The sequence below is a fragment of the Pseudomonas sp. Pme6b genome (assembly GCF_058129925.1).
This window is the reverse complement of the sequence record NZ_CM176704.1, coordinates 1231061-1249499: the sequence shown is the minus strand read 5'-3', so window position 1 is coordinate 1249499 and position 18439 is coordinate 1231061. Positions and strand designations below refer to the sequence as shown.

Below are 18439 nucleotides of genomic sequence, written 5' to 3'. Positions count from 1 at the left end.
GCTGGTGAACGCAATACCGGGCGGCGTCAGCACCGCCCGGCTAGCGCCGTTGTCAGACCTTCAGTTCAGGTTGTAACTGGGCTGGCTCCTTCTCCAGCTCTTCCTTGAGGTCTTCGTCGCTGAGCATTTCCGCGATGTCGCGCAAGCGCTCGACCACACGTGCATTCACGCTGCCTTCCGGAAACTCGCCATTCTCGTCAGGCGCACCGGCAGGCTCGCCGACCAGCAGGCTCAAGGCCTCATCGGCCTGACGTACCGCATAGATATGGAATTGCCCGTCACGCACGGCCTGTACCACACGCTCATCCAGCATCAGCGTGGTGACGTTGGCGTGCGGAATGATAGCGCCCTGCTCGCCCGTCAGCCCACGAGCCTCACAAAGACGGAAGAAGCCTTCGATTTTCTCGTTGACCCCGCCCACCGCCTGCACTTCGCCGAACTGGTTGATGGAACCGGTGATTGCGAAGCACTGCTTGAGCGGTGTGCGCGACAACGCTGAAATCAGCGTACAGGCCTCGCCCAGCGACGCACTGTCGCCGTCCACGTAACCGTAGGATTGCTCAAGCGCAATACTGGCTGATATCGCCAGCGGGAATTCCTGAGCGTAACGGCTACCCAGGTAACCGGTGAGAATCATCACGCCCTTGGAGTGGATCGGCTGGCCAAGATTGACCTCGCGCTCGATGTCGACAATCCCGCTGCCACCCGGATAGACCGTGGCGGAAATACGCGCAGGCACGCCAAACGCCGAATCACCGACTTCCAGAACCGTCAAGCCGTTGCATTTGCCGACCGCGGCACCGTCAGTGTCGATGAGGATCACACCCGCCATCATGTCATCGAGAATCCGCGCGGAAACCCGCCCAGTGCGCGTGGCCTTGGCCTTCAACGCTCGCTCGATATGCCCGGCGTCGGTCTTGTCGTCACTGGCCAGCTGGCGGATGAAGTCTGCCTCGCTGACCAACTGGAACAGATCGCCGATACGCGCCGACAAACGCCCCTGGTGTTCAGCCAGTCGAGCGCTGTAGGTTGCCAGTCGCGCCACCGCATCGGCGGTCAAAGGTGCCATGCCCTCTTCTGACGTTCGGGTTTTCAGCAACTGAGCGAATTGCTCGAGCGTTTCATCGACCATCGGAATTTCTTCGTCGAAATCGACCAGTACCCGAAACATTTCCTGAAAGTCAGGATCGAGGTCTTGCAGGGTGTAATACAGCGAGCGCGAACCAATGATGATGATCTTGACGTTCCACGGAATAACCTGCGGCGTCAGGCTCACGGTTGCCACGCGCCCCAGCTCGCCCAGCGGTGATTCCATCTTCAGCTTGCGCGACTGCAAGGTGCGCTTCAGCGCGTCCCAGACGAACGGCTCGCCGAGCATTTTTTCGGCTTCCAGAATCAGAAAGCCGCCATTGGCGCGATGCAGCGCACCGGGCCGCAACTGGCGATACGTGGTGTACAGCGCGCCCTGATCAGTGCTGTATTCAATACGCCCGAACAGGTTGTCATACGTAGGATGCTGCTCGAAAACCACCGGCGCGCCGCCGTCGCGGGTATTGCCGACCACCAGGCTCGGGCTGTACTGCTCTTCCAGTAACTTGCGTGCCTGAGCGTCGGTCTTGGCATCGTCGACCAGTTGCTCGACCAAGGTCTTGAGCAGGTACACCTGCATCGCTTGAAGGTACGCACAGACCGCAGCGTTCTCGGCGTATTTTTCCGAGAGCGGTGCCAACAGTGGCTGCAAGGTCAGCGTGATGGTTTCTTCGTTCAACTGACGAAGCTGGTTGTTCGACTCACGCTTCCACTGCGGCAGGCTGGCCAGCTCTTCGTTGAGGCGTTCCTCAAGGGCGGAGATATCTTCGTGAAAACGCTCCCGATCAGCCTCGGGCAACTGCGAAAACTCGGCCTCGTCCAGCGCCTTGCCATCGGCCATCGGCGTGAAGGCGATGTTGGAGCTGTCGCGATACAGCGCGATGTCCTTTTCCAGCGACAGGCGCTCGATCACATCCAGTGCGCGGTCGTAGCGCTGATTGAACGCACGGTCGATCGAGCTTTTCTTCTGCTGATAGGACGGGTGCTCGAAAACCGCCGGAAAGGTCACCAACAGGTTATCGATCAGGCCACCGATGTCGGCCGTGAATTCATGCGCAGTGCCCGGTGGCAGTTCCAGCGCCTTGGGCTCGCGGGGCTCATCGAAATTATTGACGTAAACCCAGTCCGAAGGCGTCTTCATCCGCTTGCCTTCAGCCTTGAGGTAGCGTTTGACGAACGAAAAGCGGCCAGTGCCGGGTTCACCCATGACAAATACGTTGTAACCGGGGCGCGGCATGGCAACGCCGAACTGCAAGGCCTCTACGGCACGCTCCTGGCCTAGTACACCGCGAAAGGGTTCAAGCTCGTTAGTGGTCGCAAAGCTGAACTGCTCAGCGGAAAACGGACGGGTCAGCGCATGTGGCGCCAGGCGTAGGTTGGCTGCGACAGAATCGGGCATCAGTAATCCTTACATCAGGCGGGGCAGATGTCGGCATTCTGGCGCTCGCCGTACAAGACTTGCAAGGCAGGAAAAACCGAAAGGCGGCTACAGGCTCAAAGCAATTGCCCGCGGCCCGGAAAATTTCTATTTTCGGCAATAATCTGTAATAGCTCACGGAACCCTTGGAACCCGCCTAAGCTCCAAACTGCACAGGTGGTTGCTGGTTGGCCGTCTGTCTTGATGTGACTACTCAAGAAACTCGACCCTTGGCTGAACTAAAAAGAGAAAAAGCTATGAAACGGATTCTTCTTGGAACGCTCTTCGCCGCTGTATCCATCAACGCTATGGCTCAAGCGCCAGGCGGTCCGGACTGCGGCTGGGGCAACATGCTGTTTGAAGGTCAACGCGGCACTCCAGCTCACTTCCTGGCCTCAACCACCAACGGCACCTCGGGTAACGCCACCTTCGGCATGACCTCCGGTACCAACGGCTGCTCGACCAACGGCGCACTGACTTACGGCGGTAAATCCTGGCTTGCCATGAACGGCATGATGGATGAACTTTCCAAGGACATGGCGATGGGTCAGGGCGAAGCACTGACTACCTACGCTGTGGTATTGGGCGTTGCACCAGAAGATCGTGAGCACTTCGCTGCGGTCACTCACGAGCACTTCTCGCAAATCTTCAGCAAGGCCGACGCCACCGCTGAAGACGTTCACACCAACACCGTCAACGTTCTGAAAAACGATCCGACTCTGGCCAAGTACGCTACCCAGGCTTAAAGTCGTTCGCCCGCCTTTTCATCGCAAAAGGCGGGATCACCTTTCCTGACTTCTCTTGACTAGTTGCCCTCTATGCTCAAACGTCTTGTCTCGCTGGCGCTGTTTGTCTGTGCCCCCTTGTCTGCGGCACCTCATGCTACCGCTGACCGTTTGCAGCAATTGGCCAATGAGCCGTTCTGGATTTCACTGGGTCACTACGAGGCAGGCAAGCTCGGCGGTTGGCGCAGCTATGTGACAGACCCGAAATTCTTTCTCGCTGCGGACGGTGCACACGACCCGAAGGCGGAATTGAGCGCGACACTTGACGCCATATACGCCCCCGTAACCAACGAACAGACCCACGCCCAGTGTATATACCCAGCACGCACCCGCTGGCTGCGCGACCAGTTGCAACTGACTGACCTGCCGACGCCGGACTGCAAAGAGTTCAAGGCTTGGTACAAGGATGTGGCACCGGACAGCACCGTACTGATTTTTCCGGCCGCGTACCTCAATAGCCCCTCGTCGATGTTCGGCCACACGTTACTGCGCATCGATCCGGCCAGCGCGAAAACCAACAACACCACGTTACTCAGCTATGCGATCAACTTCGGTGCCTACATTGAAGGCATGGACAACAGCATTCTGTATGCCTGGAAAGGCTTGGCTGGCGGCTACCCTGGATTGTTTGCGCTGGTGCCCTATCAGGAAAAGCTCTCGGAATACCGCAGCCTGGAAAACCGTGACCTGTGGGAATACCGTCTGAACCTTACCCCGGAAGAAACCGGGCGCATGGTTGAACATGTCTGGGAATTGAAACAGATTCGCTTCAGCTATTTCTTCTTCGACGAAAACTGCTCGTACCGTCTGCTGGAATTGCTGCAGGTCGCACGACCCGGGCTGAATCTCACCGAGCAATTCGGCCTGACTGCGATCCCGACCGATACGGTCAAGGCGATCAAAGCCGCAGGGCTGGTTGAAAAGATCGACTATCGCCCTTCTCGCGAGCGGGAATTGCTGAGCCGCGCCGAGCCCCTTGATGCCGACGAACAACAGTGGGTGCTGAAAGTCAGCGCCGATCAGAAACAACTGCAAAACAGCGAGTACCTCGCCCAGCCGAAAGAACGACGCGCGTTGATTCAGGACGCGGCCTACCGTCTGGAGCGCTACCGCGCCAACGGGCTTGAACGCGACACGCAGCGCTCGCAACGCAGTTTCGAGTTGCTGCAGGCGATCAATCAGAACCCGCCGCCACAGCTGGACATCCCGCGCCCCGGCCTGCCGGAAGAAGGCCACGAATCACGTACCTGGCAACTGGGTGCGGGCACACGCGGTGACAAAGCGTTCGCCGAATATGGCCTGCGCATGGCCTATCACGACCTGAACGACAACGCTTACGGCTTTCCGCTGGGTGCGCAGATCGAGATTCTTCAGCTCAAGGTGCGCCAATACGAAGGTAACGACTGGCAAGTTCAGCAGTTGGACCTGGCCACCATTCGCTCCCTGACCCCGCGTACCGAGCTGCTGAAACCCTGGTCATGGCAAGTCACCGGCGGGCTGGAACGGGTACTTGGCAAACATGGCGATGAAAACCTTGTCAGCCACGTCAACGGTGGTGGTGGCGGTACCTGGCAATTGGGCGACGAAGTGCTGGGCTTTGCGCTGGGCACCGTGCGCGTCGAGCACAACAACGACTTCGCCGAATTCATCTCTCCCGCTGCTGGTTTCAACACTGGCTTACTGTGGCGCAACCCGCTGGGCAACCTGAGCCTGGAAGCCAAGGGCGACTACTTCACCAACGGCGAAGTACGCCGCAGCGTCAGCCTCAATCAGCAGTGGGAGCTGTCGCGCAACCTCGGCCTGCGCCTGAGTGCCCAACGCGAGTTCAGCCAGATGAGCTCGCCGCAGAACGAAGTGATGCTTGAGGTGAAATGGTATCACTACTGACAGGATGAGTGCAAAAACTGCGGGCGGCGCTGGCTCAAAATAAAGGCACGCTGCCATCACTTATTCCCTACATCGCTTTTACAAATAACTCACAAATTACCTTCTAGACTCCTCTCATAAGTAGAGGGAACCACCATGAAGCGGTATTGGGTGTTGTTGTCGCTGGCCATCGTGCTGGCAGGTTGTCAGTCCACCCGTGACCAGATGTTGGCCGAGGGTTATCCGCCGGGTTTTGCAGACGGTTATCAGGATGGTTGCAGCAGTGGCAGGGACGCAGCAGGTGCCAGCACCGGTCAATTCAGAAAAAACGTACCCCGCTATCTGAAGGACAAGCTCTACGCCCAAGGCTGGACTGACGGTTTTCGCCAGTGTCAGGCCTCGCAGGATAACCGCGACCGACTCGACCCCGGCCAGGTCTTCAACGATCGTGATCGTGCCTGGGAGCGGGAAAAGACCCGCAGTGCAGCCAAGGCCTATCGCCCAAACTGACGCACGCGGGAAGATCGACGAAACCAATGATGCCCTCTTGTGGCCCAAAGCTCATTAGGGAGGACACCTCATGAGCCGCGCATTTGTAAACGAAGACAACGCTGCCGCCGATGCCGAGCAACCGGTAGAGCGGCTGGTCAGCGCACAGACCAATTACGTCACCGCCGAGGGCCTGAAGTTGCTCAAGAAGCACGTCAGCAGCCTGCAGGCGCAGCACAGTGCGCAAACTGCATTGGGAGACGCCGCCGATAAACAGCGCCAGGCTGACCTTGAACGCGACCTGCGTTACTACACCCAGCGCCTGCAAAGTGCGCAGGTTGTAACGACGGCCGTGTCGACCGAAAAGGTACAAATTGGCAGTTGGGTCACGTTCGCGGATGAAGAAGACAACCGCCAGCGCGTGCATCTGGTCGGGGAGGATCAGGCGGATGCCGCCAAAGGGCTGATCAACTGGGGCTCGCCACTGGGACGTGCATTGATCGGTGCGCAGAAAGGCGATGAAGTGGTGTGGGAGCGGCCGGCGGGAAATCAGTCGATTGAAATACTGCTGATCGAGCCGGATGCTTAAAGCGTGCTGATGAACAATAACGGCAGCGCCGTTCCCGATCAGGAACGGCGCGTGCCTAAACGCTGATCAGGCCAGCTTCTTGTGACGCACACGATGCGGCTGGGCAGCGGCTTCGCCCAGACGTTTCTTGCGATCCGCTTCATACTCGGTGTAGTTACCCTCGAAGAAGATCGCTTGCGAATCGTCTTCGTACGCCAGGATATGCGTCGCCACACGGTCAAGGAACCACCGATCGTGGGAGATCACAATGGCGGCACCCGGGAAGTCCAGCAGCGCTTCCTCCAGCGAACGAAGGGTTTCAACGTCAAGGTCGTTTGACGGTTCGTCGAGCAGCAGCACGTTGCCGCCCTCTTTCAGGGTCAGCGCCAGATGCAGACGGCCACGCTCACCACCGGACAGGTCCTTGACGAACTTCTGCTGATCGCCACCCTTGAAGTTGAAGCGGCCAACGTAGGTGCGCGACGGGATCTCATAGTTGCCGATACGGATCACATCGGAACCATCGGACACCGCCTGAAACACCGATTTGCTGCCGTCCAGGTCATCACGGCTCTGGTCCACGCAGGCCAGCTGTACGGTTTCACCGACTTCGATGCTGCCCGAATCCGGCTGTTCCTTGCCCATCAGCATACGGAACAGGGTCGATTTACCGGCACCGTTACCACCGATCACGCCAACGATGGCGCCTTTAGGCATGGAGAACGACAGGTTGTCGATCAACACACGGTCGCCGTAGCCCTTGGTAACGTTCTTGAACTCGATGACCTTGTCGCCCAGACGCGGACCGGCCGGGATATAGATCTCGTTGGTCTCGCTGCGCTTCTGGAATTCCTGCGACTGCATTTCTTCGAAGCGTTGCAGACGCGCCTTGGATTTGGACTGACGCGCCTTGGCGCCCTTGCGGACCCATTCCAGCTCGTCTTTCATGGCCTTTTCGTGGGCGGTCTGTTGCTTGGACTCCTGAGCCAGACGGTCGGACTTGGCTTCAAGCCAGCCGGAATAATTACCCTCGTAAGGAATACCCGCACCGCGGTCGAGTTCCAGAATCCAGCCGGCTACGTTATCCAGGAAGTAACGGTCGTGCGTGATCGCAACCACGGTGCCCGGGAAGTCGTGCAGGAAATGCTCCAGCCAGGCGACAGAGTCGGCATCCAGGTGGTTGGTCGGTTCGTCGAGCAGCAGCATGTCTGGTGCCGAGAGCAACAGGCGGCACAGCGCAACACGGCGTTTTTCACCACCCGACAGGACCGAAACCTTCGCATCCCAGGCGGGCAGACGCAGTGCGTCGGCGGCTACTTCCAGCTGGCGTTCCAGGTTATGACCGTCGCTGGCCTGCAGGATCGCTTCAAGCTTGGCCTGCTCGGCTGCCAGCTTGTCGAAATCAGCGTCCGGCTCGGCATATTCGGCGTAAACCTGATCAAGACGCGCCTGGGCGTCCTTGATGACGCTGACCGCCTCTTCAACCACTTCACGGACCGTCTTGTTCGGGTCAAGTTGTGGCTCTTGCGGCAGATAACCCACATTAAGCTCGGGCATCGGACGTGCTTCGCCGTCAAACTCGGTGTCGACGCCAGCCATGATTTTCAACAGCGTGGACTTGCCCGAACCGTTGAGACCCAACACGCCGATCTTGGCGCCGGGGAAGAAAGACAGAGAGATGTTTTTCAGGATTTCACGCTTCGGCGGCACAACTTTGCTCAGCCGATGCATGGTGTAGACGTAAGAGCCTGTTTTGCCTGCTTTTGAACCGCCCCGGGTTTCTCGGAGACCCTTTTGTTTGAGTCATGCCACCTGGGCAGACTCGGTGAGTTGCTGATAATAGATTGCTTCTGCTTCGACCGGTGGAATATGACCGATTGGCTCCAGCAGGCGGCGGTGATTGAACCAGTCCACCCATTTCAGGGTTTCCAGCTCCACCGCCCCCCGTGTGGGCCAAGAGCGTCGATGAATCACTTCAGCCTTGTAAAGACCATTGATGGTCTCAGCCAAAGCATTGTCGTAAGAGTCACCGACACTCCCGACCGATGGCTCAATACCGGCTTCGACAAGACGCTCGGTATAGCGAATGGACACGTACTGCACGCCACGGTCACTGTGGTGAATGAGTCCACCCTGCTTGACTGGGCGACGGGCGTAAAGGGCTTGCTCCAGTGCATCGAGTACAAAATCGGTACGCGCTGAACTGGACACCTTCCAACCGACGATGAATCGGGCAAAGACATCAATGATGAAGGCCACGTAAACAAAACCCTGCCAGGTACTGACGTAGGTAAAGTCCGATACCCATAGGGCGTTCGGGCACTCAGCCACAAACTGACGGTTGACATGATCCTGCGGGCACGGCCTGGCTTGGTCGCTGACCGTCGTCTTGACGGGCTTGCCGCGTACCACGCCTTGCAGGCCCAGCTCTCCCATCAGACGTTGCACCGTACAGCGGGCGACTTGCAGTCCGTCACGCAGCAATTGTCGCCAGACCTTGCGCACGCCATATACCTGGAAGTGCTCATCCCAGACTCGCTGGATGTGCTCACCCAGTTCCTGGTCACGCTGCGCACGCGCTGACTGCTGGCTGGGGTCAGCCTGCTGAGCAGCGTACCGGTAGTACGTCGACGGGGCGATTGGCAACACCTTGCAAATCGGCTCGACCCCGTAAGACTGGCGGTTTTCATCAATAAACGTCTTCATCGTTTGAATGGGCGGTCGAGCTCCGCCTGGGCAAAATAGGCTGAGGCCTTACGCAAGATCTCGTTAGCTTGACGCAACTGACGGTTCTCACGCTCCAAGAGCTTGACTCGCTCACGTTCGACTGTGCTCAGCCCATCACGCTGGCCGCTGTTGCGCTCAGATTGGCGAACCCACAGCCGTAATGTCTCGGGCGTGCAGCCGATCTTGGGGGCAATGGCACTGATGGTGGCCCACTGCGACTCGTACTCAGGAAGGTGTTCGAAAACCATCCTGATGGCCCGCTCACGGACCTCTGGGGAATACTTCGGTAGTTTTTTCATCGCTCCATCCTCTCAAAGGTTGGAGTCTCCGAGAAACCCGGGGCGGTTCAAATGTCCTCACGCTCATCGATGAACTTAGAGTCCGATTGGATGAGACCGATAAGCTGCTCTCGATTCATTGTGAGTTTGCCGGGCACTTGCTGCGTCATGCGGGCAATCAAGCTCATGATGTAGTCGTAGTCGATAACGGCGGACGCAAACAGCACAAACTCGAAATCGAGCTGCTGCACCTCTGGTGGGATCTGGTCGCCTGACTTGTCCTGCTGTTCCTTCAATCGTTTGGCAGTTTCCAGGTATACGCCTTTGAACCCCTGCATTTTGTCGGGCGGTAAGACCTGGGCGATCTCCTGTTTTTGCTCTTCGCTTAGGTCAGTGTACTGATCAAGCTGGGTCTTTAGGCGCTGCAATTCCTTAAAAAGGTTGACGAATTGGCTACGTGCAGCATCGCCTTTGAGGTTGACCACTTCCTCCGGTGCGTGGGATAGGCCCTGCGATTGCATGAAGTCGGCCAGCTTTTGGTTGGCGTCTTGTAAGCTTTCGATGACCTTAGGGAATCTCCGAACAAGTCCCGGTTATGCGAAAATCGCCTGACCACCTGATCCGAGCCTCCCATGAGCCAGATGAGCTTTTCCGATTTCGAATATGCCAGCAAGCGCAAGCAGACACGCCGCGAACGCTTCCTCGCCGAGATGGATCAGGTCGTCCCCTGGACAGGTCTGCTGGGCCTGATCGAACCGTTCTACCCCAAGGCCGGCGGTGGCAGAAAACCTTATCCGCTGGAAACCATGCTGCGCATTCACCTGCTGCAGAACTGGTTCTCCCTGAGTGATCCGGCCATGGAAGAAGCGCTCTACGAAATCACCCCCATGCGCCAGTTTGCACGCCTGACGTTGAGTGCGCCGATACCGGAAGACACCACGATCATGAACTTCCGGCACCTGCTGGAGAAACATCAACTGGCTCCTGCAATCCTCGCGGTCATCAACGGTTATTTGCAGGAAAAAGGCCTGTCGCTGCGCCAGGGCACCATCGTCGATGCCACCATTATTCATGCCCCAAGCTCGACCAAGAACAAAGACGGCGAGCGTGATCCCGAGATGCATCAGACAAAGAAGGGTAACCAGTATTTCTTCGGTATGAAGGCCCACATCGGCGCTGACGTTGAGTCTGGACTGGTTCATCACGTCCATGGCACTGCGGCCAATGTGGCCGATGTCACTCAAGTCGCCGAACTGCTCCACGGGGAAGAAAACGCGGTCTATGCGGACGCTGGCTACACCGGTGTCGAGAAGCGTGAAGAGCACGAAAATCGTAACGTGATCTGGCAAATCGCGGCGCGGCGCAGCACGTATTCCAAGCTGAACAAACGCAGCCTGTTGTACAAAGCCAAGCGCAAGATCGAGTACTGCAAAGCGCAGACACGCGCCAAGGTCGAGCATCCGTTTCGGGTCATCAAGCGCCAGTTTGGTTACGTGAAAGTACGCTTTCGTGGGCTGATGAAAAACACGGCCCAACTGACCACGCTGTTCGCCCTGTCGAACCTGTGGATGGCTCGAAAGCGACTAATGGGTTTGGGTGAGTTGCGCGCTTAACACGGAAAACCGAGCGAAAAACGCGCTCGACTCACACTGCATCAGACCGTTTTCAGAAAAATAGCGCTATGTGCCTGGCAAATTACGGCTTGCCACCGCTGCGCGGCAAGTTGATCGGAGCATCCTTAGGCGCCGGATCTACCAGCCAAATCTCGCGCGGGTTGTCGATCTTCTCACCTGAGAACATCGCGATGGCTTGGTTCACCGGATCTTGCTGCTGGCGGAAGTCGAGGATGTTGCCGTAGGGCTTGCTGTCATTTAATACGCGATTAGTGCGTGAGAAGGCTTGGATCAGTCCGTGGTACTTGAGGTTCTTGTCCACATACAAGCTGTTCAGGTATTTGGAGTCAAACCCGGTGAGCAGCATATCCACAACAAGAGTGATATCGATCTTCTGGTTGTGGGGAAGATCGGCGTTAGTGTATTGCTGATCTTTGATACGCTTTTGCACATCCTGATAATACAGGTCGAACTCACCGATGCGGTGGTTAGTGCCGAAGAGCATGTTGTAGTCATCAATGATAACCTTGAGCGCCGCCTTTTTACCTTCCGGGTCTTGCTGGTTGTCGACTTTTTCCTGCGCCAAATCTTCCTGCAGTTGCTTGACGTCGGCGGCATTTTTCTGGCTTGGGCTGTCGCCGTCCTTGGACAACGCTTGCGCTGGCGGCGAGAATACGCAGGCGATGTTCAGTGGCACGAAGGAATCGTCCTCTTCCTGTTTCTGGGCTTGGAGGGTCTTGAATGCTTCGAAGTATTCGATGGCGTCGTTGATGTTGGCCGTGGCTAATAGAGCGTTGAACTTGCGCCCATTTGTGGCCGCGTCGTGCTTGGCAAGGATGGTTTCAATGACTTTTGACTTGGGTAGACCTTCGCCCGGCTTGGGCGGGTTCTTGCCCTCAGGCTTGAAATAATCAATGTGAAACTTGAGGACGTTCCGGTCGTCGATGGCGTGGGTGATGGTGTACTGATGCAGGCAGCGCTCGAACAGGTCGTCTGTTGTACGAAGGCTGGCCTGTTGACCCTCGATTTGCTGGTAGCTGGCGTTCTTATCAAAGATGGGCGTTCCCGTGAAGCCAAATAGTTGGGCCTTAGGGAAGAATTCCTTGATCGACTTGTGGTTCTCGCCAAACTGTGAGCGGTGGCATTCGTCGAAGATGAACGCTACACGTTGTTCGCGTAGCGGTTCTAAGCGCTGCTTGTAAGTCTCTTTTCCCTGTTTTTCTTTTTGCCTATTGCGCTTGCTATTTTCATCCAGAGCGAGCCCCAGCTTCTGAATGGTGGTGACTATCACCTTATCGGCGTAATCGTCAGATATTAGGCGACGCACCAACGATTCAGTGTTGGTGTTCTCTTCGACGCAGCCTTCCTGGAAACGGTTGAACTCCTCGCGAGTTTGACGATCTAGGTCTTTGCGATCCACCACGAAAACGCATTTGTCGATGTCCGGGTTGTCCTTCAATAGAGTGGCTGCTTTGAACGAGGTAAGCGTCTTACCACTCCCGGTGGTGTGCCAGATGTAGCCATTGCCGCAGTTCTGGTTAATGCAGTCCACAATAGCCTTGACGGCGTAAATTTGGTAAGGCCGCATCATCAACAGCTTCTGCTCACTGGCCACCAACACCATGTAACGGCTGACCATTTGGCCCAAGATACACTTGGCCAAGAACTTCTCAGCAAAGTGGTCCAGTTGCGTGATTTTTTTGTTGTTATCGCTGGCGAACTGGTAAACGGGCAAGAAGCGCTCGTCAGCGTTGAAGCTGAAGTGACGCGCATTGTTGTTGGCGAAGTACCAGGTGTCAGTGCGATTGCTGACAATGAACAGCTGAATGAAGCACAGCAGCGTCTTACCATAGCCGTTGCCAAGGTCGCTCTTGTAACTTACGATCTGCTGCATAGCCCGCCGCGGGCTAACGGCTAAGGTTTTCAGCTCGATTTGCACCACGGGCACACCGTTGATAAGCAGGATCACGTCATAACGATGATGGCTGTTATCGGTGTTCATCCGCAACTGGTTGACTACCTCGAAGTCGTTCTTACACCAATCGCGAATGTTGACGAGGGTGTAGTTTAGCGGCGTGCCATCGTCGCGTTCGAAGCTGTTGATGTTTCGCAGCGTCTGGGCGGCGCCGTAGACGTCGGGCGTGATGACGCTGTCGAGCAGGCGCTGAAACTCGCTGTCGGTCAAATGCACCCGGTTGAGTGTTTCGAACTTTTCTCGGAAGTTTTTTTCAAGCGCAGAGCGGTCACGTATGTCGGGACGTAGTGTGTACTTGAGATCGGCCAGCTTGACGATTAAATCCTGCTCGATCTGGTTCTCAGTGGCGCTCATGCATTATTCCTATCATCAATGTCATGGGGTCTTGCATTTTTGATAGGGCTGTTACTTCGGTAGCAACTGCCATCTCAATCGACTTCCTTGCGTCTATCATCCACGGGGCGCTCTAGCCTTACCTCATGTTCCTTCGCGTAATCCAATACAAGAATTTCGATCATGGAAGCAACCGAGCGTCTCTCACGCTCAGCAGCCATTCGTAGCAGTTGCTTGATCTCGGCAGAGGTTCGTATAGAAAGTGTTTCGTCTTTCAGGCGTGACATGGTGGCGCCCCTGAGAATGATGTAACGCAAATGTACTGCGTTTTACAGTGCCTGACTAGTGATAACCTGCGCCTCCGAGGTTCAGGAGACCGAATTCGTTTCTCGACACCGGGAGGTGTTGCCACGTATTGGATGCGGATATCACGTCGTTTTTTGATGAGATCGACCATGAATGGATGCTTATGTTTCTGTGACACCGAATTGCAGATCGGCGCCTGCTTGGACTTATCTGCAAATGGCTTCAGGCGGGAATAATGGAGGAAGGCCGTAGGGTGGCTGCGGCCATGAGTCTAACCTAGACGTCCGTCATCACTTCACCTGCACCGCTAGAATTTTCTCTATAGCGTCGCGGGCTTGTGGATGCCCTGAGAAGTAATGAGCCTCTTCTATAAGAAGAATTTTATTTGCTGCTTCATCACAGGACATCTGCGGGCGGTACCTGGCAAGAAGTGATCAAAGGAAGACTTCGAAAAAGTTAAGTTTTGATGCCTAAATTTGACCCAAAATCAGCAAAAGCTAACGAAAAGCTCTGCCCTGACACAGGATTGAGAGGAAAAACATACTGTATAGGCTGGAAACCCAGTAACCATGAGGGCTCAACTGCAAATCGCAAAACATGACTAAAAACTAATAAGGTAGATAGCTCTATTGAGCCATGAAATGAAAACCTAGCGTCTGTGATGAGGACCGATTTAGAACGCGAGCTTAAAGCTCCGGCCGGAAAAAAGCTTTTATTTGTCCGCAAGACTTGCCGCGAGACCGTTCCGAGCCTTGAATGAACCCAGGCAGAAACAGATCGGGGCCGTGCTGACACATATAAAGCCTGGTCGATATTGCAAAAAGTGGAGTCACTCATGCAGGAGTCGGTGGATACCACGCGTTGCGCAAAGCTACCCGAATGCAGCGTGCAGGGCAAACGATCCGGCCCAATGGGGCTGGCACTCTGCCACAAGTAAAGGCATGCTAGCCGCCCTCTTTGGGCGGCCCGCTCATTTTACATAAAGCATCGCTGCTTCAGTCCAGCAGTCAGGAACAACGATTTGCCCACTTCAACGCCTCTGCCGTCATCCAGTGTCGCTACAGACAGTGCGACCAGGCCTTTGCGCGGCTCAGTGAAAGGTATATTGGCCGCGCTGGTGTTGGTGGTGCTTGCACTGCTGTTCTGGCAATTGATCGAGCAGTTTCATCAGACTCAGGAACGCCAGCGTCAGCGCAGCCTGGAGTACAGCATCCAGCTTTCCGACCGGATGAGTCTGAACATGGCACTCAAGGCGCAAATCGCCATGAACCTGCTGGACGAGGCGCAATCCTCCGGAGACCGGCTGGAGCAGCCGACGGCACTGGCAAGCCTCCGTACTGCCCTGCCCGCGCTGCGCAGCGCCGCGCGGCTGAACCCGACGGGTGACATTGTCGGTGACAGCGCCGAGGCATCCCGCGACGGAGAGTTTCTCCGACAGGCCATGAAAAAGGCCCAAGGCCACCCCTATTTCTACACCGTCACCGAAGACGTCAAACAGATTTATATACTGATTCGCCAAGGCGGTGGCGTTAGCGGCGATTACTGGGCGCTACGCATGGCACCCGACGCCTTGAAGGACCTGGCAAGCCAGCCAACTCAGGACTTTCAACATATCTGGCGCCTGGAGCAACGCAAGACCCAGCGGGTTCTCCTCCGTGAACCGGCGCCCTCCAACGAGGCGGACAGCGGTCTTTCCGATACCGTTCTGCTTCAGCCACTGAGTAACAGCGACTGGCAACTGCGTGGCCTGTTCGATACCTACAAGGCCCGCAGCGAGCTGCTTGCGCCTCTGATCGGCAAGTGTCTGATCGGCCTGCTGCTGTCGATCCTGCCATTGATCGCGCTGATGAGCCTGCGCAAACGCCAGCGCCAGATGCTGCAAAGCCGCCGCCGCTATCGCGATATCTTCGAGGGTGCGGGCGTTGCGATCTGCGTCATGGACATGTCGGGTCTGCAAGAGCAACTGGAAGCACTCGAAGTCAGAACGGACGAAGACTTCGAACTTCTGCTCAAAAGCCAGCCAGCCTCGCTGAAAAGACTGTTGCAGCAGTTGCGAATCAACGAACTCAACGAAGTTGCTCTGGGCCTGCTGGAAATCGAACACAGTGAACAGGCGTGGCAGCCGTTGATCGAGGGCGAATCGCGCTCGCGCCCCGGCATCGGCGTTCAGGTTATTCAGGCTGTTCTCGCCGGGCTGCCCAGGCTGGAACTGGAAATATGCCTGACACGCGCGAGCGGCCAGGACCAGCATCTATGGCTGGTCATGCGCCTGCCCGAGTCACGTAGCGACTTCGATGCCGTTATTCTCAGCATCGGCGATATCACCAGCCGCAAACAGATCGAGCTGTCCTTGCTGGACCGCGAGAGCTTTTGGTCCGACGTGGTGCGAACCGTGCCGGACCACCTGTACGTTCAGGACGTACTCAGCCAGCGAGTGATCTACAGCAACCACCATTTCGGCTACACGCTGGGCTACAGCAAATCCGAGCTGCGCGCCATGGGCGAGTTCTTCTGGGAAATCCTGCTGCACCCTGACGACGCCAGAAGCTATCAGGACATGCGCCTGCGCCAGCGCCATCACGGCCATAACGAGTTACTGCAATGCGTGCTGCGCTTTCGGGATCGCGAGAACAACTGGCGCTGCTTCGATGTGCGCGAACAGGCGCTGGCCTGGGACGCAGAAAACCTGGTCACCCGCATCATCGGCATCGCCAAGGACATTACCGAGCAGGTCGCGTCCAGCCAGTCGCTGCGTGACAGCGAACAGCGTTACCGGATGCTCGCTGAAAGCATCAGCGATGTGATCTTTTCCACGGATGGCCAGTTGGCAGTCAATTACGTCAGCCCCTCGGTGGAACGCGCACTGGGATACAGCGCCGAGTGGATTCTCCAGAACGGCTGGTCCGCCGTCATTGCCAACCCTCAACAAGTGATCGGTTTCGATGCGCTCATCAGCCGCATCGGCAAGGTGCTGCACAAACCTCAGGAACTCGCCAGATTGCGCGAAGAAGTGACGACCAGAATGTTTCTGTTCGACTGCCTGCGTGCAGACGGTCGCAAGATCCCGGTGGAATTGCGGGTGGTTCTGGTGTGGGACGAAAACGGCAATTTCGAGGGCATCTTCGGGGTCGGCCGGGACATCAGCCAGCAGCGTCGGGCAGAAAAAGACCTGCGCATGGCCGCCACCGTATTTGAACACTCGACATCGGCGATCCTCATTACCGACCCTGCCGGCTACATCGTTCAGGCCAACGAGGCGTTCACCCGCGTCAGCGGCTATGAAGTTGCCCAGGTGCTCGACCAGCTACCGGGCATGCTCACGGTGGAATCGGAACAGGAAAACCACCTGCGCTACATCCTCAAACAATTGAACGGCCAAGGCACCTGGGAAGGTGAAATCAGGCTCAAGCGCCGTAACGGCGAACACTACCCGGCCTGGGTCGGCATTACCGCAGTGCTCGACGATGAAGGCGATCTGGCGAGTTATGTGTGCTTTTTCAGCGATATCAGCGAGCGCAAGGCCAGTGAAGACCGTATCCACCGTCTGGCCTACTACGACGCCCTGACTCACCTGCCCAATCGCACCCTGTTTCAGGACCGCCTGCATTCGGCGCTGCAACACGCCGAGCGCCAACAGGCCTGGGTGGTGCTGATGTTTCTCGACCTGGACCGCTTCAAACCGATCAATGACTCTCTGGGCCATGCCGCTGGCGACCGGATGCTTCAGGAAATGGCCACGCGGCTACTCGCCTGCGTGTCTTCCGATGACACCGTGGCGCGTATGGGCGGGGATGAGTTCACCCTGTTGCTGCAGCCGGACACCTCGCGCGAAGCCGCACTGACTCGCGCCATTCACGTGGCCGAGCGGATTCTGACCAGTCTGGTTACGCCGTTTGTGCTTGAAGGCCGCGAGTTCTTTGTCACTGCCAGCATCGGCATCGCACTCAGTCCGCAGGACGGCAAGGAACTGAGCCAGTTGATGAAGAACGCCGACACGGCGATGTACCACGCCAAAGAACGTGGCAAGAACAACTTCCAGTTCTATCAGGCGGACATGAACGCGACCGCTCTGGAGCGTCTGGAGCTGGAAAGCGACTTGCGGCACGCCCTGGAACAGCAGGAGTTCACCCTCTATTACCAGCCGCAGTTCAGTGGTGACGGCAAACGCCTGACGGGCGCGGAGGCCCTGCTGCGCTGGCGCCATCCACGTCGAGGGCTGGTGCCGCCGAACGACTTCATCCCGGTGCTCGAAGAGCTTGGGCTGGTGGTGGAAGTCGGCGACTGGGTGCTCACCGAAGCCTGTCGCCAGCTCAAGCACTGGCATCAGGCGAAAGTTCGCGTACCCAAAGTGTCGGTGAACATCTCGGCGCGGCAATTCTCGGACGGCCAGCTGGGTAAACGCATCGCCCACATACTGGAGCAGACCGGCCTGTCGCCTGCCTGTCTTGAGCTGGAACTGACCGAAAGCATCCTGATGCGCGAGGTCAACGAGGCCATGCAGATCCTCGACGGCCTGAAAAACCTTGGCTTGAGCATCGCCGTCGATGACTTCGGCACCGGTTACTCGTCGCTGAACTACCTCAAACAGTTCCCGATTGACGTGCTGAAGATCGACCGCACCTTCGTTGATGGCCTGCCCTCAGGCGAACAGGACGCCCAGATCGCCCGCGCCATCATCGCCATGGCCCACAGCCTGAACCTCTCGGTCATCGCCGAAGGCGTAGAAACCCACGAGCAACTGGAGTTTCTTCGCGAACACGACTGCGACGAAGTCCAGGGCTACCTGTTCGGCCGCCCGATGCCAGCAAGCCAGTTCGAAGCGCAATTCAGCAATGATGCGCTGTTCATGCTGGATTGAGGGCCAGCCTTGCGACCCGGCCATCGTCCATTTGAACGATAGCCGAACCCTTGAACATGAGTAGACTTGAGCCACTGCCTCGCACAGCTTCAATGACAGCGAGCGCTCTACCCATAACAAAGAACACAAGGGGGT

The 18439-nt window shown here is 57.0% G+C and carries 8 protein-coding genes, 4 pseudogenes and 1 other annotated feature; of the genes and pseudogenes, 6 read left to right on the top strand and 6 right to left on the bottom strand.

Translation table 11 applies throughout. The features are described from left to right. Positions 1-52: 52 nt before the first annotated feature. Positions 53-2488: a Lon protease family protein gene (locus AC4ANE_RS05635; protein WP_005733673.1), complete on the bottom strand. Its 2436-nt coding sequence runs from the start codon at positions 2486-2488 to the stop codon at positions 53-55. A 275-nt stretch (positions 2489-2763) separates the two neighbouring features. Between AC4ANE_RS05635 and AC4ANE_RS05630 the strand changes: the two genes are divergently transcribed. The 4 genes from AC4ANE_RS05630 (at position 2764) to AC4ANE_RS05615 (ending at position 6235) form a co-directional block, all read left to right on the top strand. Further along, positions 2764-3252, top strand: coding sequence for a DUF3015 domain-containing protein (locus AC4ANE_RS05630; RefSeq protein ID WP_002555221.1), 489 nt, complete (start codon positions 2764-2766; stop codon positions 3250-3252). Positions 3253-3324: 72 nt separating this feature from the next. After that, positions 3325-5178, top strand: a complete 1854-nt coding sequence (locus tag AC4ANE_RS05625; RefSeq protein ID WP_002555222.1) for an Lnb N-terminal periplasmic domain-containing protein — start codon at positions 3325-3327, stop codon at positions 5176-5178. A gap of 135 nt (positions 5179-5313) precedes the next feature. Next, positions 5314-5667, top strand: coding sequence for a hypothetical protein (locus AC4ANE_RS05620; protein WP_002555223.1), 354 nt, complete (start codon positions 5314-5316; stop codon positions 5665-5667). A gap of 70 nt (positions 5668-5737) precedes the next feature. After that, positions 5738-6235, top strand: a complete 498-nt coding sequence (locus AC4ANE_RS05615; protein ID WP_004655509.1) for a GreA/GreB family elongation factor — start codon at positions 5738-5740, stop codon at positions 6233-6235. Positions 6236-6301: 66 nt separating this feature from the next. Here AC4ANE_RS05615 and ettA read toward each other — a convergent pair. The 3 genes and pseudogenes from ettA to AC4ANE_RS05600 form a co-directional block, all read right to left on the bottom strand. Beyond that, a pseudogene (gene ettA, locus AC4ANE_RS05610) lies at positions 6302-7957 on the bottom strand (energy-dependent translational throttle protein EttA); the annotation flags it as partial. Between the two features lie 60 nt (positions 7958-8017). Continuing rightward, a protein-coding gene (locus tag AC4ANE_RS05605) for an IS3-like element IS51 family transposase (protein ID WP_095178853.1) occupies positions 8018-9240 on the bottom strand; the annotation gives its coding sequence in 2 pieces (ribosomal slippage) (positions 8018-8955 and positions 8955-9240; 1224 coding nt in all). Beyond that, positions 8846-8962, bottom strand: a sequence feature (AL1L pseudoknot). It overlaps the preceding gene by 117 nt. Positions 9241-9290: 50 nt before the next feature. Continuing rightward, positions 9291-9806: pseudogene (locus tag AC4ANE_RS05600) on the bottom strand (type I restriction endonuclease subunit R, EcoR124 family); the annotation flags it as partial. A 45-nt stretch (positions 9807-9851) separates the two neighbouring features. On the opposite strand from AC4ANE_RS05600, the gene AC4ANE_RS05595 reads away from it, so the two are divergent. Then, positions 9852-10832: an IS5 family transposase gene (locus AC4ANE_RS05595; RefSeq protein ID WP_044424202.1), complete on the top strand. Its 981-nt coding sequence runs from the start codon at positions 9852-9854 to the stop codon at positions 10830-10832. Positions 10833-10956: 124 nt separating this feature from the next. Here AC4ANE_RS05595 and AC4ANE_RS05590 read toward each other — a convergent pair. Together AC4ANE_RS05590 and AC4ANE_RS05585 are read right to left on the bottom strand one after the other, a co-directional pair. Beyond that, positions 10957-13161, bottom strand: a pseudogene (locus AC4ANE_RS05590) (type I restriction endonuclease subunit R); the annotation flags it as partial. 74 nt (positions 13162-13235) lie between these two features. Beyond that, positions 13236-13427, bottom strand: a complete 192-nt coding sequence (locus AC4ANE_RS05585) for a hypothetical protein (RefSeq protein ID WP_031597161.1) — start codon at positions 13425-13427, stop codon at positions 13236-13238. A gap of 1898 nt (positions 13428-15325) precedes the next feature. Here AC4ANE_RS05585 and AC4ANE_RS05580 point away from each other — a divergent pair. After that, positions 15326-18304: pseudogene (locus AC4ANE_RS05580) on the top strand (sensor domain-containing protein); the annotation flags it as partial. Between the last annotated feature and the right edge of the window lie 135 nt (positions 18305-18439).